Source organism: Rhizobium aouanii (assembly GCF_037002925.1).
In the GTDB taxonomy this organism is placed as follows: Bacteria; Pseudomonadota; Alphaproteobacteria; order Rhizobiales; family Rhizobiaceae; genus Rhizobium; species Rhizobium aouanii.
Window position 1 is genome coordinate 86,892 of record NZ_JBAMYD010000006.1, and the last position, 18,216, is coordinate 105,107.

Genomic DNA, 18,216 nt, shown 5'->3' on the forward strand with positions numbered 1-18,216 from the left:
GAACAAGGGAGGTACATTTATGAGTAACAAGAGCCGTGGCGGCCATTCAAATGGTCGTATGAACCGCCGTTCGCTGCTTCAGTCAGCAGCGGCCTTAGTGAGCGTTCCGCTCATCGCCAAAGCTACGACGGCCTGGGCGCAGGAAAAGCTCAACGGCGAGGGCGAAGTTGTGGCCTACAGTTGGGGTGGTTCCTACACTGATGGCCTTCGCAAATATGTCTATGAGCCATTCACGGAGGCAACCGGTATCAAGGTGGTCGACGTCATCGCCGACGTGGCGGAGCCCCAAATCACGGCGATGCATCAGGCGGGTCGCATCGATTGGGACATTGCCTACATAACGAGGCGGTTTTATCCAGAAATGCATGAAGCCGGGATGTTCGTTCCGATCGATTACAGTCTCTGGGACCAAGAGTCCGTCGACGGCACGCCGGCGCACCTTCGTATCGAAGACGCTGTCGGGGTGATACAATTCGCATACCTGCTAGGTTACGATAAGCGCGCTTTTCCGGGAGGCGGCCCGCAAAACTGGGTGGACTTCTGGGATGTCGAGAAGTTTCCGCGCGCGCGGGGCCTATATGGTCTCGTCGGCAGGCATAACATCGTGGCTGCACTCATTGCCGACGGTGTTGCACCCAAGGATGTCTGGCCGCTGACCAATGACAAGCTCGATCGCGCATTCAAGAAGCTCGATGAGATCAAGCCACACGTGGACAAGTGGTGGACCGCTGGTGGAGAACCGGTTCAACTGCTGATGAACCAGGAATACGCGATGACGCTCGCGGCGGACGGCCGTTTGGCCACCGCAATCAAGAGTGGTGCACCGCTCGAAATTGTCTGGGAGGGCGGTTACGTGAGTCACGTCTACCAGTCGATCCTGAAAGGTGGGCCCAACACGGTAAACGCGCAAAAGCTGATCGCCTTCATGAATCGCGCGCAGATTTCAGCCGGGTTCACGCAGGGCACCGGCTATCCTGGGCCGAACACAAATGCGCTCAAGTACATGCCGGCCGAAGTCGCCGGGCTGAGCAGCGCAAATCCCAAAAACGCTTCAAAGCTTATCAGTGAGGACTCCAATTGGCTCGCGGCGAAACGCCCGGACGGAAAGAGCAATATTGATCATGTTGAGGAAAGGTGGAAGGAATGGAAAACCAAGTGAGCTCCTTCGCAACCGGCAGCCAGCCGGCGTCCTCTTTGAATTCGCAGCCGGGGAGACCCACAGCGTGGGCCTGGCTACTGCTGCCGGGCAGTGTTTTTCTTGTGATGCTCTTCGTCGTGCCGCTCGCAGGGCTTCTGTTGCTTTCTTTTGGCATGCCAAATTGGACGCTACAGAATTTCCTGCGCGTTTTTGAAAGTTCGACGAACATAGCCCTGATGCGCAATACGCTAGAAATCAGCGTTTCGGTGACGTTGCTCGCACTAATATTTGGCTATCCGATTGCCTATGCACTCACGACGAGCGGGCGAATGCTACGGACATTTCTGCTGCTCGCAGTTGTGCTACCGTATTTTACCAGCGTCCTGGCGCGGACCTTCGCTTGGATCCTAATACTCGGACGCAATGGTGTCGTAAATACGATTCTGCTCGACCTAGGCTTGGTCTCGCAGCCGGTTTCACTGCTCTATAACCGTCTCGGTGTGATTATAGGAATGACCTACATCGTCATCCCTATGATGATTCTCCCGATGTTCACGGTCATGTCTCGCATCGACCAGCGATTGCCGCGTGCCGCAAGGGCAAACGGAGCGAGCCCACTCGCCGCCTTCCTGACGATATTTCTGCCGCTCAGCTTGCCGGGCATTATTGCTGGCATTCTACTCGTATTTATCACTTGTCTTGGATTCTACATCACACCTGCGTTAATGGGCGGGCTGTCGGACGTTATGATCACCATGGAGATCAGTTCCCAAGTCGTGGACCAGCTCAATTGGAGCTATGCGTCCGCCCTGGCAATGGTTCTCCTGATAACAGTCTTGGCTGTATTGTGGTTCGGTTCGCGGTTTTTCCCCATTGAGCAACTTTTGGGCTTCTCCGATGAGAAACTCGGTTCTAGAAACGGCCCTCGTCGGCAGGTCGGTACCAAATGGCTGATGCGCATCGGTTCCGCGGCAACTGCAGTCGACCGTTGGCTCCCTTCGATGGGGGGTTGGGGTATCCCTATCCTGGCATGCTTCTTGGCTGTACTCCTCCTGCTGCCGGTGGTGATCGTTGCGTACTTGTCGTTTAGTGCTTCGTCCTATTTCGTCTTTCCCGTGCCAAGCTATTCGCTGCACAACTACGAAGGATATTTCTCCGATCCGCAGTGGATACGCGCGTCTTTCACCAGTATCCGCGTTGGATTGATGGCGGCGGCTGTTGCGACCGTGCTTGGAGGCATGCTTGCCTTTGGCTTGTCGCGCGGCAGCATCCGTGGTCGCGGAGCAATGGTCGCTCTCGTGCTCTCGCCGATCATCATGCCAACCGTTGTCGTGGCGGTGGCAACCTATTTCCTGCTGGTCCGCTTTGGGCTGCAGGGCACTGAGTTCGGGTTGGCGCTGGGGCATGCGGTACATGCTGTTCCTTACGTGGTGGTTATTGTCATAGCCAATCTGCGCGACCTCGATCCTATATACGAACGGGCTGCCCGTAGCCTTGGCGCTGGATCTCTGGCGACCTTCCGTACGATTGTCGCGCCGCTCGTTATGCCTGCCCTCATCGTCGCCAGCTTTTTCGCTTTCTTGGCCTCGTTCGATGATGTCATCTACGTGCTTTTCCTTGGTATTGGGAAAACCGTTACCTTGCCGATGCGTATGTGGGAGGGAATTCGCCAAGACATCAATCCCACGATCGCGGCCGTAGCCACACTGCAGATGATGTTCGCTGGTACGGTTATTGTTGTCGGTGCCTTGCTAGGACGTCGAAAGAACACCTGACTATCAAGAGATCAGCAGTGTGAACAACTACACAAATTACAAGGAAGCTACAATGTTGATGAGAACGGAGCCAAGCAGCGCTGAAGTGCGCACTGGGCGTATCACACTGCATGAACTACAAAAGCATTACGGCAGGCAAATGGCCGTTGACAATGTCAGCCTTTCCATATCGCCTGGAGAATTCATCTCGCTACTCGGTCCCAGTGGATCGGGAAAGACAACAACATTGATGATGATCGCCGGGTTCACGATGCCGGACAGCGGTCAGGTACTGGTGGATGATAATGATATCACGCGCCTGCCACCACATCGGCGCGAACTCGGCGTGATTTTCCAGAACTATGCGCTCTTCCCGCACATGACTGTTTTTGAGAACGTTGCGTATCCGCTTCGCATGCGGCGGGTAGCGAAGGCTGAGATCGAAACCCGGGTGCGCCGGGTCCTCGATCAAGTGGACCTCAGTACTTTGGGCTCACGGTACCCACATCAAATGTCCGGTGGTCAGCAGCAGAGGGTGGCGATAGCTCGGGCACTGGTATTCGATCCACCTGTTCTACTTCTTGACGAGCCTTTGGGCGCACTGGATAAGAAGTTGCGCGAGCATCTCAGGAACGAGATCAAGACTCTGCACAAAGAACTGGGTAAGACAATGGTCTATGTCACCCACGATCAGGACGAGGCGCTGGCCATGTCTGATCGAGTCGCGGTGATGCACGAGGGGCGGATACGGCAAGTCTCTGCACCGCGGGACATCTATCGCAGGCCTGCCGACCTATTCGTGGCGAGTTTCGTCGGAGACGTCAATCTTATACCCGTCCAGATCGTATCCGGTGCGGTTCACGGTCCTGCGCACGAAGCGTTGCCGTCGATGCACTGGACCGGAGCGGACACAAAGGCGACCCTTTGCGTTAGACCTGAACATTTGTGTTTCGACACGCCAACCACTGGCGGTTCAGGGGGACTCAAAGGGCGCATCGTCGATGCGACCTTCGTTGGAGATGCGACGATCCTTGAGTTCCTCAGCGACGAAGGAATGCGACTGAAGTCGAAGATGCTGAACCTATCGGCTGGGTCATTGCCCGGCATTGGCGAAAGCTGTGTAGCGTCCTGGGCTGCAAGCGATGCGATCGTTCTGACGGAGTAGTTTGCGAGACCTATTACGATGGCCGCCGTGATTGAGCCACAACCTTACCAGAGCGCTATCACTCGGGATGGCTGTTTGCGAATGAAAGCCAGCGGGGGCATTCGGCAAATACAATGTTTGAACGCGAGGAACGGCGTCATCTCCCATTCAGGGCATGAGTTTTGCTCTGCAAGAGACCATATTAGGAGAAAGTCTTATATGACATCACCAACATCACCCTCTCTTGGAATCCTGACTCTTGAACGCGGGGTTCCACCCGGCGCCACGCCGCCGACGCCGGCGCCGGGCTCGATCCTCAATCCGTCTACGTTTAACTTCCCAACAATCCAGGAGATCGTCGCAGGAGCTTGGGTTGAGAATGTTGTTCCTGGCGATCCAACACTTGAGCCAGCTTACATAGCAGCTGCCAATCGTTTGGTCGAGCGAGGTGCCGTTGCGATAAGCTCAACGTGTGGCTTCTCTATCCGACATCAACTAGCGGTGGCCACCGCTGTGAACGTGCCAGTCGTTATGTCAAGTCTGATCCTGTTGCCGGCGTTGCTTCGGCAACTGCCGCAACGCGGCAAAATCGCCGTTTTGACCTACGACTCGAACCATCTGAGCGAAGACCTACTTGGGATTGCTGATCCAGTCGACCGGGCGAGGATAGTGATTGGAGGCATTGAAGGCGGTAAGTACTGGCATGATGAACTGAAGCGTCCAGCGCCACCGACGGACGTGAAAGCGATCGAGACGGATGTCGCCGCCTGCATCGCACGACTCCGGGCCGAGCATCCCGAGATTGCAGTTATTCTGTTCGAATGCGCGGGGTTTCCGACGGTCACGTCGGCGATCCAGCGGACCGTGAAGTTGCCCGTCTACGACATCACTGATCTCTGTCGGATAACAATGGGATCCATAGGCTGAGTTATTCGAAATCTAGAGACAAAGCAGGCCGCGTTTCCGAAATCAACTCACAACGGCGCAGTGCATGCTCGCATAAAACCAACTACGACGACGAAAGGAAGTTTATTCATGACAATGCCAAAAGGGCCGCAAGCGTTTCCGCGGGATGAATATCTGCGAAGGCTGGCCGCAGTTAAGACTGAAATGGAACGACGCGAGGTCACTTCGTTGGTGATAACCTCACCTGCCGAGATCACCTACCTCTCCGGTTACACAGCCAAGTCGGCTTACATTCCGCAAGGCCTCATCATCTCCTTGAAAGATGAAGAGCCGACTTTTTTGACGCGCCGCATGGATGCTCCCGCTGCGGTGCATCAGACATTCATGGACAGGAGCCGAGTGATTGGCTATCCGGAGGCTCTCATCGCTGACCCTGACAAGGACGGCTTTGATGCGCTAATAGACTTTCTGCGCGACAATGGCCCTGGCGGTGGAAAAGTCGCGCTCGAAAATAAGAACCTTTCGACGAAGTTGATCGAGCGGTTCAAAGCCAGAATACCTGAGACAGAGTTCGCAGACTTTAGCGATCAAGTGAACTGGATTCGGCTAATTAAATCTGACCTTGAGATCGCTATGATGCGAGAGGCCGCCGCGATTACGGATGCGGGAATGTTGCGCGCGAAAGAAGTTATCCGTCCGGGCGTCAGAGAGGCCGATGCGGCTGCAGAAATAATCGCGACCCTGGTCCGTGGCGTTAATGGTAAAGTGGGCACGGATTTGAGACGAGTTTTCTTATGCGCCACGCCGCGTTCGGGCACGGCGCATATTATTTGGACCGAGGACGTGTTCCGCCAAGGATCGCAGATCAATGTTGAAATGGGAGGTGTGCGACATGGCTATGTATCCGCGCTGATGCGGACGTTTTCGATTGGGAAACCCTCAGATCGCCTGCGCCGAGTCCACGATGCTGAAGTCGCTGGCTTGGAAGCCGCACTTTCTGCCGTCAAACCGGGCGCCACTTGTGGTGATGTCGCGACCGCTTTCTATACCACGCTCAAGAAGCATGGGGTGGAAAAAGAATCGCGGTGCGGGTACGCGATTGGGATTGATTGGACGGAACCAACCGCTAGCCTCAGAGAAGATGACCATACTGTCCTTCAGCCGAACATGACCTTCCACTTGATGCTCGGAAACTGGATCGATGAAGACTTCGGCTATGTGATCAGCGAAACATTTCGCGTTACCGAAAGTGGAGCTGAAACATTCTCAAAGCTTCCGCGGGAGATTTTCGAGATCTAGTTTTCACGTAGAGAACACTCAGATCAGAATCTTTCAGGCGATTTCCAGTCGGATACATCGCTGGTTTCAGGTCGCTGCATTCGCTGAATCATCGGCCATGCTGGCGCTTGCCATCGATCTTAAGCAAGCGCAGTCTCCACAGTTGAGCACCGGCCAATTTGGTTGTTGGCCGGTGCCTTGTCAGGCCAGGCACACGGAGCCCACCCTGCTTCGCTTGTTTGTTGTATTGCTATCCGTATTTTTGGAGAACTCATTTGCAATGGCATCGCGGCGGCCGCACTTCTCAACCTGAGACAGGCAGATCTTTTGACTAAGGCTCGTTGACATTCATTTGATTGCGAGATGGATTGCGCGCAGGCAGATGAATGCGGCGAAGCTTCCATTTATCTTTTCATAACGCGTTGCGATGCCTCTGAATTCTCGGCGAGATGCCGCCAGCGATACATGGCGAAATCACAAGGGATGAGGTCCTTGCGATCCGCTTTCGGTGGGATGAAGGCCTGGGTTTCTGTTCCTTGGAGCAATTCACGCAGACGATTGTTGTCGAATCCCTTGTCGGCCAGCAGCGCCTCCATGTCGATGCCTTCGATCAGGTCGGGTGCGATGCTGTCGTGGCGCTGTCCGGGGAGCAGAACGAAGCGGGCAAGGTTTCCGAGCGCATCGACGAGGGCAACGATCTTTGTTGTCAGTCCGCCGCGCGAGCGTCCGATGGCCTGATGGCAAGACCCCCTTTTGCCCCCATGCCGTGCTGATGAACGCGGATGATAGTGCCGTCGATCATCGCGTATTCGAAATCCGGCTCGCCTGACAAGGCATTGAAAATCCGTTCGAACACGCCTTTCTTCGCCCATCGGCGAAACCGCTTGAATACGGAGTTCCATGGGCCGAACTCATCCGGCAGATCACGCCACGGCGCGCTGAACGACCATTTTCCTGAAAGACTTCTGACCACGGTGGCTTGGCGGCCGCCGGGGCAAAACGCGTCGTCTCGCACACGCCGATGCACGGTGGTCTTTCTTGCTTTGACCGAGAAAATGGGAGTCTTCAGAAATCCGAACCCAGGAGGTTACTTCGTGTGATGTCAACACTCACTGTTGGTGTACCAAAATGCGAAGAATGATTTCAAATCGTTTCTATTTGCGACGCAAAGTGTAGAGGTCAGGGTAGCATGGACGAATCAAAAGGACGGGATTTCTTGACATCGGCAACCTCAGATGTGATGCGAGACCAGGTCTATGAGCGGCTCGGCGAACTGATCCGGAGCGGCCAGTTCGCCCCAGGCGAAGAGATCACGATCAGGAACCTGGCTAAGGATTTCGAGGTGAGCCCCACGCCCATTCGCGAGGCGCTGTACCGTCTTATAGGCGGAGGCAGAGATCCTATGTGCCTCTTTGAGCGATGCCCTGAACAGTCGTAAGCGGGTAGGCGATCCCACGTAGCGCGATTGTCGGTGGACGCTCATTTTCTGCATGAATCATGTGGAGAGTCATATGAGCCACAAGGTGGATCAGGTCCGGACATTCGAAGTTTGTATGGTCAGATTTATTCTGAACATGCCGTATAGCGCTGTTCGGACGTCGACTGGTGGAAGCGAGATCGGCCGCCTATTCGCTTGCTGACGCTATTCTAGAAAGGCTGATGCGGCGACGCGATGAACCAGTAGCGGTAACAGGCTGCGTTGCTCGCTTTTGGGAATTCAAAATTCCTAAGATGGCATACGTTTCTATTGACTTTGTGATACCAACAATCTAAAGATAGTGCATCTTGCAGGTGAGCATTAACCCTCTCAGGGTAACGGACGGGGTGAGCAGAGCGCAAGTCCAGGGCTTGCGGAACCTTCCAGTACCGAGTGGCGCGAACTGTTCTGCGCTGCGCCTCGGACAGAGTGAGCGGTATCGAACGGAATTTCACATCGCTCGGAGCTCGCGCAATGTGTTTAAGCGAGTCTCGGTTTCGATCGTTAGGGGAGGGTCTCATGATCGATTAAACAATCATCATTTTGGCGGGCGGTCGGCCAACATGCCGTGAAGCGACAAGCTGTGGTAGCGGGTTAACAATGTGCCCAACGGGCGGAACGATTGATCCCGCGCGAGACGATCATGTTTTCTCGCGTCCATTCATTTCCCGCGCGGGCGCTTTAGGGACTGTGTCGGGTCGGCCCATCGGTTGATTCGCTTCTATGGCTTCTGTGCGGAAACATCCGCAACCATAACTAGAAACATAAATATAGGGGAATGATGCAAATGAATAAGGTTCTCACAACGATCGCGGCGGTGGCATCGATTGCGACTGCTGTTTTATCTAACTCAGCTCATGCCGGCGAGGTGCTTGACCGGGTGCTTGCAACGAAAACGTTGACGGTGGCGACGGGGGCGGACTGGGGCCCGGCGGCGCGCCTGAACGACAAGCACGAACTCGTGGGCTATGATGTGGACGTGGCCAGAGGCATCGCAAAGTCACTAGGTGTGGATGTCAAGTTCGTAACGCCCGGGTGGGACGTGATCGTGGCCGGCCACTGGCAGGGGCGCTATGATATGGCCGCTTGCGAGATGATACCGACCAAGGCCAGGTTAGACGTGTTTGACTTCCCGGCAATCATCACTTGGACACAGATGGTAGCCGTCGTTCACAAGGATAGTAAGGCCACCAAACCGGCTGACCTTAATGGCAAGGTGATTGGCATGGTCTCAGGAGGCGTTTATGAGGCTTATGCCAACCAGACTTTTACACCGAGCTGGGAAATCGCAAAGCCTGTAGAGTATTATTTCAAACCGGGCGAAGTTAAGATCACCGCCAGCTCAAACATTGCGCTTGATGACCTGCGTCTGGGCGATGGTGTTCGCCTCGACGCGGTGCTTACCGACGACGTAACTGCGCGCGCTGCAATCGAGAGCGGCTACCCGTTGAGGATTCTTGAGCAGCCACTGATCAGCACACCAGGTGCCATTGCGATCATGCCTGGCGACAAGGAGTTCAGCGACAAAGTTGCGGCGGCGGTTGAGGCTATGAGGGGTAATGGTACGCTCTCAGAACTCTCGATGAAGTGGTACGGTGCAGACCGTACCTTGGAAGAATAGATCCGCCAAAAGCTGAGGCGGCCCCGGAATTGCCGGGGCCGCGATATTGTAAAGGACTTCCTCCATGCTTTATCAGGATACAGTTGACTCCGAGGTGCTTGTCCACAAGCCTTGGTTTGTGGGCTCGATCTTCGTAGTCGTGCTCGCGGTTTTTCTCATGTTCAATTTAACGGCCACCACCTTCGGTGAACTCATGCGGCCGGTTATCGGCGACCCGGCGCTAAGCGGCTTTTATGGGCGTTTCGCAATCGCCTCCGTGATAGCAGTCATGTTTTGCGCAAATATCGTGGTGATCGGGTTTGCTCCGTTGAAACTGCAGATTGCCATAGTATGGGTCGAGCTGCTCCTGCTGTTTTTGGCCTTCTTCACGTCATTCAACCTGAGTTTTCCTTTCATTTGGAAGAATTTGCCCTATCTTGTTACCCAGGGCGCGGTGACCACAATCTACGTCTCAGCTGTTTCGCTATTCTTTGCGTCCGCCATCGCAATTGTTGGAGCGATTGCCAAGCTCTCTGGCAATGGCTTCGCTTACGCCATTGCTGCCTTCTACACGTCGTTTTTCCGCGGCTTACCGCTTCTCATCCAGATTTACTTGATATATCTCGGACTGCCGCAACTGGGCATCTTCCTAGATGCCGTTCCGTCCGGGATTTTGGCGCTGTCCCTCTGCATCGGCGCCTATATGACAGAAATTTTCCGCGCGGGCATCCAGAGCATCGACTATGGTCAGTGGGAAGCTTCGCGATCCATTGGTTTAGGCTTCGGCCTTACCATGCGCAAAATCATCCTGCCGCAGGCGCTCCCGGTGATCATTCCCCCTATGGGTAACATGTTCATCGCAATGTTGAAGGACAGTTCGCTCGTTTCAGTTCTCGGCGTATGGGAGTTGACCTTCCTTTCTCGGACGATCGGCCAGCCGACATACCATCACATGGAAATGCTGATAACAGCCGCGATGATCTATTGGATTATGTCTGCATGCCTTGAAGTGCCTCAAGCAAGGCTCGAGCGCTATTTCGCAAGGAGTAAAGCCCGATGACCGCTACTAGAGTCGTTAACTTGAAACGCCTCGGTGGAAGCGGTCGTTCGCAAGCAACAGCGAGCGAGTTGCAAGGGCGCTTGTCTTCGCCCCTGGAGTCTCCCAGTCAAACGCAGGTGCCAATGAGCAGTAATAAGGTAATTGAAGCGACGAACGTGTCCAAATGGTACGGCGCCTTTAGAGCATTGGCTGATGTCAACCTCACCGTTCGGAAAGGCGAACGAATCGTCATCTGCGGGCCCTCTGGATCGGGCAAGTCGACGCTGATCCGCTGCTTCAATCGGCTGGAGGCGCATCAGCAGGGCGAGATCGTCGTCAACGGGATCCGATTGCACAATAAAATGCGCGACGTGACCGAGGTGCGAAAGAATGTCGGCATGGTATTCCAGCACTTCAATCTCTTCCCACATATGACCGTGCTAATGAACTGCATGGCCGGTCCAATGTGGACCAAAGGGGTATCGGAACCCGATGCAAGGAAGACTGCGCTAAAATTCCTGGAGCGGGTGCGCATTCCCGAACAAGCCAACAAATTTCCGATTCAGCTCTCAGGCGGACAGCAACAGCGTGTTGCCATTGCTCGCTCCCTCTGCATGGAGCCTGAGGTCATGTTATTCGACGAACCGACTTCGGCGCTCGACCCCGAAATGGTGTCGGAGGTGCTCGAAACCATGACGAGCCTAGCACGCGATGGCATGACCATGGTCTGTGTCACTCATGAGATGGGCTTTGCTCGCGCCGTCGCAGACCGGGTGATCTTTATGGATCGAGGCCAAATCGTCGAAGAGGGCAATCCACACGACTTCTTCACTCGGCCCCAGCACGATCGAACAAAACTCTTCCTCAGCCAGCTGTTGTCCCATTGATGAGTTGAAAGTTCCATAATGACAAAGCTTCCGCACGAATACCCGGATTTCGGTATAACGCCGCAGCAGCGGCAATTTGCTGTCCGCGGCCGCTATTATGAGATGCCAGGCATGGACGGGGATTATGGCGAGATCTGGTGCTACAGTGATCGGTTTTCCTATCGGCCTGGCGAGACTGTGCTGCTTCAGGTGACTTCGACGGCGCCCCGCGTCGCACTTGAGATCATGCGTGACGGCGCGGACGAGAAGCGGATCTTCGAGAAAAGCGGCATCGATGCACGCTGGCAGGACACGCCGGCCAAGTGCGGTGTCGAGGGCTGCGGTTGGGAAACGACCTTGGAGTTCAAGGTGGGTGCGGATTGGCCGTCCGGGGGCTACCGCCTGAAGCTGACGGCGGAAGGAAAGGACGGTCGACCAATACATTGTCAGCACATCATTATTGTGCTCCCGAAAGCAGGCCGAAAGCCGGGCCGCATTTTGCAGGTAGCAGCAACCAGTACCTGGCTCGCCTATAACACCTGGGGCGGGGCCAACCATTACGATCTTTATTCGCCCGTCGTCTCAACTCAGCGGCCATGGGGCCGCGGGTTCGTGGTGCTCCCGTCGCAAGCGCCTCGCGTGCCGCTCGAAATGATGCCGCCACCCAAGTCCGTACCGCGCTATCCGCAATTGGAATGGGCGTACGCCACCGGGCACTCCAAGAAGTACCCCGCCGCCGGGTGGGCCAGCTATGACAGGCACTTCTTTCGCTTTGCCGAGCGCGCAGGATATGCGATCGACCTCGCAAGTCAGCATGACCTGCATTTCTCGCCAGATATTCTGCTCAATTACGACTGCGTCGTGTTCGTCGGCCATGACGAATATTGGACTTGGGAAATGCGCGACGCCGTCGACGCGTACGTTGACCAAGGCGGCTACATCGCGCGTTTTGCCGGGAATTTCGGAACCCAGATAAGACTGGAGGACGAGGGCCGCCGCCAAGTCTGCTACAATAGGGACACCAGAGACAAGGCGGTCGGCGACCCGGTGTATCAGAGCGGCGACGTCACCCGCGCCACCACTTCGTGGGAGGCGCCGGAGATCGGACGACCTGGTTGCGAGACCTTCGGCTTAAATTTTAGCAACGGCTGTTATGCCGGATGGGGAGGCGTGGCGCCTCGCGGCGTGCGCGGATTCCCAATTTATAGACCGAACCATTGGGCTTTTGCCGACACGGGACTGTATTACGGCGACCTACTTGGCTCAGAGAGCCACATATTTGGTTATGAGCTTGATGGGCTTGACTACGAAATCCGCAACGGGTTGCCCTATCCCACCGCTACGAGCGGCGCACCGGAAGGGCTTGAGATTCTTGCGCTAGGAATGGGTACTTTCGTCGAGGAAGGTCGCCATTTGCGAGTTGAAGATACTTGGGTTGGGGACTCTGACGGTCGGTCGTTCGCTCAGTCCGTGTATGGCGAGGCGAGTGACGAGAATCTCGAAAAGTTCAAGCGCGGCAGCGGAATGATCGTGAATTTCAAGCGTGGCCAGGGCGAGGTGTTTCACGCCGGCACCTGTGAATGGGTGGCCGGCCTTCTGAGGCAGGATCCTATGGTCGAATGTGTTACCTGCAACGTGCTCAACCGCTATCTAGGCCGTGGGTAGTGGGGGACTGGACTATGGGTGGAAAAGGTCGATGTCATTGAAGAGGTGGTCCCGGCGACTTCTCCTTTACGCAAAATTCGAGCACTGCGGAAATTTTGACGGCTGTCGACTGCCAAATCTTAGAGGCTGCCCCAAAAAGATGTGAGTGATTTCAGTCAGTTGTGATTCCTTCGGATTTGCGAAGATTCGATGGAGAGCACCATGGCCTGGACTGAAACCACTCGGCGGAATTATGTCTGCGGGACGCTGCGATATGCAAGCGACGTTACGGATCGCGAATGGGATTTTGTTGCGGCTTTCATGCCTGCGCCACGGCGTTTGGGCCGGCCGCGCCAGACTGATTTGCGCGAGGTTGTGAACGCCCTTCTCTATATCGCCTCGACAGGCTGCCCCCTTCGACAAGCTCAGGATGATGTGGCGGATGCTGCCGAAGGATTTTCCACCCTGTTCGACAGTGCAGCGGTATTTCTATGAATGGCGGGCCATGGGCCTTTGGTCACGGATCAACCATCACCTCGTCATGGAGGCGCGGGAACTGGAGGGGAAGGGGGCCTCTCCAACGGCTGGTGCCATCGACAGCCAAAGCGTCAAAACAACTGAAAGCGGTGGTATTCGGGGCTTTGACGCTGGCAAGAAGATCAAAGGACGCAAGCGTCATATCATTGTCGATACGCTCGGGCTGATGGTCGGCCTCATGGTGCACAGCGCCGATATCCAGGACCGTGACGGGGCTCCCGATCTTCTGAAGTCCACCCGCAACCGATGGCCATGGCTGCTTCACGTCTTCGCCGATGGCAGCTATGCGGGCGACAAGCTGAAAAAGCGGTTGCAGAAAATCGGGAAATGGCACTCGAAATCATCAAGCGTTCCGACAAGGCGAAGGGTTTTGAAATCCTGCCGCGCCGCTGGGTCGTCGAACGGACGTTTGCGTGGCTGGGTCGATGCCGCAGGCTGGCCAAGGATTTCGAGAAATCCATAGGTTCAGCAGAAGCCTGGATAACCATCGCTCACATCCGCATGCTTACCAGACGCCTTGCAAGATACGGATATCGTTGAAACCTTTTCGAGTCCGACTTTTATCCACAGGATCATCAGTTGGCGGGGCGCGACGTCTTAACTTTTACAAAGCCAGAGACCCTTCGCAGAGTTACTGGCTTCAAATTTGGAATTCTCTCGGTATCAACCCGACGCGCTGACCACCAGCACACTGGGAGTGAGAAGCCATGAGCCCATTGAATCCAGACAGGACAGCTAATGCAGAGAACCGAGCGTCTATGCAATATAGTCTCAGTTCGCTGCGCAGACTCGTTGCCCTCTTGGACGTAACCAAAAAGGAAAGCATGGCTTGTTGTTCGAAGGGGAGTTCGAGAAGACGCTTGATGGTGTCGTCGCGCGTTTTAATGAGAAGGAACGTGCAGTTGAAGTCGAAGTTTGGAGTTTCGATGATGTGATTAGCCGTCGCGCTGCAGAAGTAACACTTGCTCGACTGGCCATAAATGCGCGATTCCGTAGTGCAGATAAACCCCTTCTCCACTTTTTCTTTGAGGACATATGCATTAGTTCGCTCGCAGACATAAAGATAGTCTGCCCACGTCACGCAGCGCTTTCCATTGGTTCCGCACGTTCACACGCTTAGTTACGTGGCAATCTCGGCTAGTGATCTGCGGCTGATCTTACGCAGCCTCGGATAGGGTTAAGGATGCAGTTCCGAACTTTCGATCGGAAAAGCGAACCCTGCCTTTACGCGATCCATGACGACCATTGTCTTGAATCCTTTTATGTCGGTGTTCTCGTAGAAGAAGCGCCGCGTGAACTGTTCGTAGTCTTCCATATCCTTGGCAGTGATGATGAGAATGAAGTCGGCCTCGCCGGTCACGTAATATCCGATCATGACCTCGCGTGTGTTCCTGATCGCCGTCTTGAACCGATCGATGATGTCGGCGCGCTCGCGCTCAAGCGATACGAGAACAACGACGGTGACCTGCCTGCCGACGGCCTTCGGAGAGACGATGGAGACGTCGGCTTCGATCACGCCTTCGGCTCGCAGACGCTTGAGGCGTCGCTGGCAGGCAGTCGGGGAGAGGTTCGCTCGCTCGGCCAGTTCCTCTGAGGTTAGCCGGTTGTTTTTCTGGACTGCATTCAAGAGCGCGATATCGGCGCGATCAAGTTCCATGGCTACGGATTCCTGCGATAGTTTTCGATCTGAGCAGGAATTCTGCATATTCGGCATCACATTAGCCGTCAATCGCAATTGAGTTGAGCGCACACTGGGTTGTCGAATTGAGGTGGGCCACCTGACGGGAGTGCGTAGCGCCGCCGTCTCGTTCGCCGCCAGAGATCATCACATTGGAAAGGGGTCCCTATGACCATCAACATCAAGGACATCGCCGAGAAGGACCGCAACACGGTCCTGCATCCTTTCACGCAGCTCAAGGACTTTGCGACCGGTAAGCTCGGCGAGCCGACGATTGTTGAGACGGGCAAGGGCATCCGCATCCAGGACGCGCATGGCAACCAGCTGATCGACGGCTTTGCCGGGCTTTACTGTGTAAATGTCGGCTATGGCCGGACTGAAGTCGCTGAAGCCATTTCTCGTCAGGCGTATCGCTTGGCATACTATCATTCCTACGCTGCTCACACGACCGATGAGCTTGCGATTCTGTCTGACCGTCTGGTGAAGATGGCGCCCGGCAAGATGAGCAAGGTGTTTTATGGCATGTCGGGTTCGGACGCCAACGAGACCCAAGCCAAGCTTGTCTGGTACTACAACAACCTGCGCGGCAAGCCGACGAAGAAGAAGATCATCTCCCGTGAACGCGGGTATCACGGCTGCAGTGTTGTGTCCGGTTCGATGACCGGCATGAGCTTCTACCATGACCAAATGGACCTGCCACTGCCGCAGGTCGTTCATGCAGGCGTGCCGCACCATTATTGGGGTGCAAATCCTGGCGAGACTGAGCTGGAGTTTTCCGCCCGCCGCGCCGCTGAGCTCGATCAGTTGATCGAGAAACTCGGCCCTGACACTGTCGGCGCCTTCATCGCCGAGCCGGTGCTTGGCACGGGTGGCATCACGCCGCCGCCGGATGGCTATTGGGAAGCAATCCAGGCGGTCTTGAAGAAGCACGACGTTCTCTTGATTGCCGACGAAGTCATCACCGGCTTTGGCCGCACCGGCTCGATGTTCGGCTCTGAGCATTATGGCATTGAACCGGATCTCATCACTGTCGCCAAGGGCCTGACGTCGGCCTACTTCCCGCTCTCGGCTTCGATTGTCGGCGAGAAAGTCTATCACGTGCTCGAAGACGGCGCGGACAGGGTCGGCGCCTTCTCCCATGGCTATACCTATTCCGGCCATCCGATCGGTGCGGCTGCGGCCAACGCTGTGCTCGACATCGTAGTGAGGGAGAACCTGCCGGGCAATGCCCGCGAGGTCGGCGCCTATTTCCAGGCGCAGCTCAAGGAGAAGTTCGCGCAGCTGCCGATCGTCGGCGAGGTGCGTGGCGTTGGCCTGATGGGCGCTATCGAGTTCGTCGGCGACCGCGAGAACAAGAAGCGTTTCGATCCGTCGCTGAAGGTCGGCGCACGCGTTTCAAAGGCAGCCCGCGATCGCGGCCTGATTGCCCGGGCCATGCCGCATGGCGACATCCTTGGCTTCGCTCCGCCGCTAGTCATTACCAGGGAAGAAGTCGACGAGATCGTCTCGATCGCCGAGAAGGCCGTTCGCGCGGTCATGGACGAGCTGGCTCGTGACGGCCAGACGGTCTGATCGCAACAAATTCTCGGCGGCTGATGATGCCGGCCGTGAAAGGTTGCCATCAACAACTGCATGGAAAGCCGGTACGGGGCGGGGACTACCCCTGCCTTGCGGATAAGCACGACCTCCAGACTTGAGGTTTATCAAGAGCAGGGAACCTGACCACATGACTGCCGCCAAACTCCATATCAAGACCAGCCTGGCATCCATCGCTGTTCACAGCCCCTATGATGGGGCGCTGATTGGATCGGTCGAGGCGACCGATCCTTCCGAGATCGATCGACTGCTCGCAACCGCTCGCCGCGGCGCCGAGATCTCCCGCAATCTGGCGCGGCACAGACGGGCGAGCATCCTGGAGGGGGCCGCGCAGATTATCGAAAGCCGCAGCAAAGCTTTCGCAGAGACCATCGTTCGCGAGGCGGGCAAGACCATCGTTCAGGCACGGAAAGAAGTGCAACGCTGCGTCAACACGCTGAAGCTCTCGGCCGAAGAGGCAAAGCGCAATGCCGGCGAGATCGTGCCCTTCGATGCCTTTCCCGGATCGGAGCAGCGTCAGGGCTGGTTTACCCGGGAGCCGCTCGGCATCATCACCGCCATCACGCCTTACAACGATCCCCTTAATCTCGTCGCCCACAAACTTGGGCCCGCCATCGCAGGCGGCAATTCCGTGCTGCTGAAGCCATCAAACCTGACGCCGTTCTCTGCAATCAAGCTCGTCGAGGCATTGCGTGAGGCAGGATTGCCCGACGAGGTGATCACCGTCTCCCATGGAGGCAGGGAGCTCGTCACCGCGATGATTACCGCCCGCGAGGTGCGCATGGTGTCGTTTACTGGCGGCTTTGCGACCGGCGAGGCGATCAGCCGGGCGGCGGGGCTGAAGAAGCTCGCCATGGAGCTCGGCGGCAATGCGCCTGTTATCGTCATGAACGACTGCGACTTCGACAAGGCTGTCGAGGCCTGCGTCTCCGGCGCCTTCTGGGCGGCTGGCCAGAACTGCATCGGCGCGCAGCGCATCCTGATCCAGGCCGAACTCTACGAGCGCTTCCGCGAAGCCTTCGTCGCGGCGACGAAGAACCTCAAGTCTGGCGATCCAATGCAGGAAGACACGGACGTCGGTCCGATGATCTCTGCCCAGGTGTCGGAACGCACGGAAGCGGCCGTTAACGAGGCTATCCATGCAGGCGCGACGCTGCTCTTAGGCAACTATCGTGATGGTTCCCTTTATCATCCGACCGTCCTCGAAGGTACCCCGCTGACTTGCCGCCTGTGGCACGAGGAAGTGTTTGCACCGGTTGTCATGGTGGCCCCGTTCGACACGCTCGATGACGCGATCACGATGGCCAACGATCCGGATTACAGCCTGCATGCCGGCATCTTCACCAGCGACATCAACGTTGCGCTGGACGCAGCCAATCGGATCGAAGCCGGCGGAGTGATGATCAACGACTCCTCCGACTATCGCTTCGACGCCATGCCCTTCGGCGGCTTCAAATACGGCAGCATGGGCCGCGAGGGGGTGCGCTTCGCCTACGAGGACATGACCCAGCCGAAGGTCGTTTGCATCAACCGAGGGTGATCCCTGCCCAATTGCCGGG

Annotated in this window: 15 protein-coding genes and 2 pseudogenes; 14 read left to right on the forward strand and 3 right to left on the reverse strand. The window is 56.2% G+C overall.

Going from position 1 to position 18,216, the window contains the following annotated elements:
- The first annotated feature begins 19 nt into the window (after window positions 1–19).
- From V8P77_RS12390 to V8P77_RS12410, 5 genes are all read left to right on the forward strand, one after another.
- Window positions 20–1,159 (forward strand): ABC transporter substrate-binding protein, encoded by a 1,140-nt coding sequence (locus tag V8P77_RS12390; protein WP_264396685.1) that lies wholly within the window; start codon window positions 20–22, stop codon window positions 1,157–1,159.
- Window positions 1,144–2,913 (forward strand): ABC transporter permease subunit, encoded by a 1,770-nt coding sequence (locus V8P77_RS12395; protein WP_264396684.1) that lies wholly within the window; start codon window positions 1,144–1,146, stop codon window positions 2,911–2,913. Before V8P77_RS12390 ends, V8P77_RS12395 begins: the two co-directional genes overlap by 16 nt.
- Before the next feature lie 52 nt (window positions 2,914–2,965).
- Window positions 2,966–4,057, forward strand: coding sequence for an ABC transporter ATP-binding protein (locus V8P77_RS12400; RefSeq protein WP_373694586.1), 1,092 nt, complete (start codon window positions 2,966–2,968; stop codon window positions 4,055–4,057).
- Window positions 4,058–4,255: 198 nt separating this feature from the next.
- Window positions 4,256–4,963: an aspartate/glutamate racemase family protein gene (locus V8P77_RS12405; RefSeq protein WP_264396683.1), complete on the forward strand. Its 708-nt coding sequence runs from the start codon at window positions 4,256–4,258 to the stop codon at window positions 4,961–4,963.
- 108 nt (window positions 4,964–5,071) lie between these two features.
- Entirely contained in the window at window positions 5,072–6,241 is a 1,170-nt protein-coding gene (locus tag V8P77_RS12410; protein WP_264396682.1) for a M24 family metallopeptidase, read from the forward strand.
- Between the two features lie 327 nt (window positions 6,242–6,568).
- Here the strand turns inward: V8P77_RS12410 and V8P77_RS12415 are convergent.
- Window positions 6,569–7,157: pseudogene (locus V8P77_RS12415) on the reverse strand (IS5 family transposase); the annotation flags it as partial.
- Window positions 7,158–7,460: 303 nt separating this feature from the next.
- Here V8P77_RS12415 and V8P77_RS12420 point away from each other — a divergent pair.
- From V8P77_RS12420 to V8P77_RS12445, 7 genes and pseudogenes are all read left to right on the forward strand, one after another.
- Window positions 7,461–7,658, forward strand: a complete 198-nt coding sequence (locus V8P77_RS12420) for a GntR family transcriptional regulator (RefSeq protein ID WP_335912954.1) — start codon at window positions 7,461–7,463, stop codon at window positions 7,656–7,658.
- A gap of 826 nt (window positions 7,659–8,484) precedes the next feature.
- The gene (locus V8P77_RS12425; RefSeq protein WP_264396681.1) at window positions 8,485–9,318 is read left to right on the forward strand and encodes a transporter substrate-binding domain-containing protein; all 834 of its coding nucleotides are present in this window, start codon (window positions 8,485–8,487) and stop codon (window positions 9,316–9,318) included.
- A 64-nt stretch (window positions 9,319–9,382) separates the two neighbouring features.
- Complete coding sequence (locus tag V8P77_RS12430) at window positions 9,383–10,357, forward strand: amino acid ABC transporter permease (RefSeq protein WP_264396680.1); 975 nt, start codon at window positions 9,383–9,385, stop codon at window positions 10,355–10,357.
- Window positions 10,354–11,223, forward strand: coding sequence for an amino acid ABC transporter ATP-binding protein (locus V8P77_RS12435; RefSeq protein ID WP_373694587.1), 870 nt, complete (start codon window positions 10,354–10,356; stop codon window positions 11,221–11,223). The genes V8P77_RS12430 and V8P77_RS12435 overlap by 4 nt, the downstream gene beginning before the upstream one ends.
- An 18-nt stretch (window positions 11,224–11,241) precedes the next feature.
- The gene (locus V8P77_RS12440; protein ID WP_264396678.1) at window positions 11,242–12,867 is read left to right on the forward strand and encodes a N,N-dimethylformamidase beta subunit family domain-containing protein; all 1,626 of its coding nucleotides are present in this window, start codon (window positions 11,242–11,244) and stop codon (window positions 12,865–12,867) included.
- 201 nt (window positions 12,868–13,068) lie between these two features.
- A complete protein-coding gene (locus tag V8P77_RS34795; protein WP_264396677.1) occupies window positions 13,069–13,341 on the forward strand; it encodes a transposase in 273 nt (90 codons plus the stop codon).
- Window positions 13,289–13,923, forward strand: a pseudogene (locus V8P77_RS12445) (IS5 family transposase). The gene V8P77_RS34795 and the pseudogene V8P77_RS12445 overlap by 53 nt, the downstream one beginning before the upstream one ends.
- A gap of 100 nt (window positions 13,924–14,023) precedes the next feature.
- On the opposite strand, the gene V8P77_RS12450 reads toward V8P77_RS12445, so the two are convergent.
- Together V8P77_RS12450 and V8P77_RS12455 are read right to left on the reverse strand one after the other, a co-directional pair.
- A complete protein-coding gene (locus V8P77_RS12450) occupies window positions 14,024–14,464 on the reverse strand; it encodes a hypothetical protein (protein WP_264396676.1) in 441 nt (146 codons plus the stop codon).
- 96 nt (window positions 14,465–14,560) lie between these two features.
- Complete coding sequence (locus V8P77_RS12455) at window positions 14,561–15,040, reverse strand: Lrp/AsnC family transcriptional regulator (protein ID WP_264396675.1); 480 nt, start codon at window positions 15,038–15,040, stop codon at window positions 14,561–14,563.
- A 189-nt stretch (window positions 15,041–15,229) separates the two neighbouring features.
- Between V8P77_RS12455 and V8P77_RS12460 the strand changes: the two genes are divergently transcribed.
- Window positions 15,230–16,633, forward strand: a complete 1,404-nt coding sequence (locus V8P77_RS12460) for an aspartate aminotransferase family protein (RefSeq protein ID WP_264396674.1) — start codon at window positions 15,230–15,232, stop codon at window positions 16,631–16,633.
- Between the two features lie 154 nt (window positions 16,634–16,787).
- Window positions 16,788–18,197: an aldehyde dehydrogenase family protein gene (locus tag V8P77_RS12465; RefSeq protein ID WP_264396673.1), complete on the forward strand. Its 1,410-nt coding sequence runs from the start codon at window positions 16,788–16,790 to the stop codon at window positions 18,195–18,197.
- Window positions 18,198–18,216 lie beyond the last annotated feature (19 nt).

What these genes read in the sequence shown, in the direction of transcription:
- V8P77_RS12425 (WP_264396681.1), top strand. Translation starts at nt 8,485, where the DNA reads ATGAATAAGGTTCTCACAACGATCGCGGCGGTGGCATCGATTGCGACT.
- V8P77_RS12455 (WP_264396675.1), bottom strand. Translation starts at nt 15,040, where the DNA reads ATGGAACTTGATCGCGCCGATATCGCGCTCTTGAATGCAGTCCAGAAA.
- V8P77_RS12410 (WP_264396682.1), top strand. Translation starts at nt 5,072, where the DNA reads ATGACAATGCCAAAAGGGCCGCAAGCGTTTCCGCGGGATGAATATCTG.
- V8P77_RS34795 (WP_264396677.1), top strand. Translation starts at nt 13,069, where the DNA reads ATGGCCTGGACTGAAACCACTCGGCGGAATTATGTCTGCGGGACGCTG.
- V8P77_RS12405 (WP_264396683.1), top strand. Translation starts at nt 4,256, where the DNA reads ATGACATCACCAACATCACCCTCTCTTGGAATCCTGACTCTTGAACGC.
- V8P77_RS12400 (WP_373694586.1), top strand. Translation starts at nt 2,966, where the DNA reads ATGTTGATGAGAACGGAGCCAAGCAGCGCTGAAGTGCGCACTGGGCGT.
- V8P77_RS12440 (WP_264396678.1), top strand. Translation starts at nt 11,242, where the DNA reads ATGACAAAGCTTCCGCACGAATACCCGGATTTCGGTATAACGCCGCAG.
- V8P77_RS12395 (WP_264396684.1), top strand. Translation starts at nt 1,144, where the DNA reads ATGGAAAACCAAGTGAGCTCCTTCGCAACCGGCAGCCAGCCGGCGTCC.
- V8P77_RS12420 (WP_335912954.1), top strand. Translation starts at nt 7,461, where the DNA reads ATGCGAGACCAGGTCTATGAGCGGCTCGGCGAACTGATCCGGAGCGGC.
- V8P77_RS12465 (WP_264396673.1), top strand. Translation starts at nt 16,788, where the DNA reads ATGACTGCCGCCAAACTCCATATCAAGACCAGCCTGGCATCCATCGCT.
- V8P77_RS12430 (WP_264396680.1), top strand. Translation starts at nt 9,383, where the DNA reads ATGCTTTATCAGGATACAGTTGACTCCGAGGTGCTTGTCCACAAGCCT.
- V8P77_RS12390 (WP_264396685.1), top strand. Translation starts at nt 20, where the DNA reads ATGAGTAACAAGAGCCGTGGCGGCCATTCAAATGGTCGTATGAACCGC.
- V8P77_RS12460 (WP_264396674.1), top strand. Translation starts at nt 15,230, where the DNA reads ATGACCATCAACATCAAGGACATCGCCGAGAAGGACCGCAACACGGTC.
- V8P77_RS12435 (WP_373694587.1), top strand. Translation starts at nt 10,354, where the DNA reads ATGACCGCTACTAGAGTCGTTAACTTGAAACGCCTCGGTGGAAGCGGT.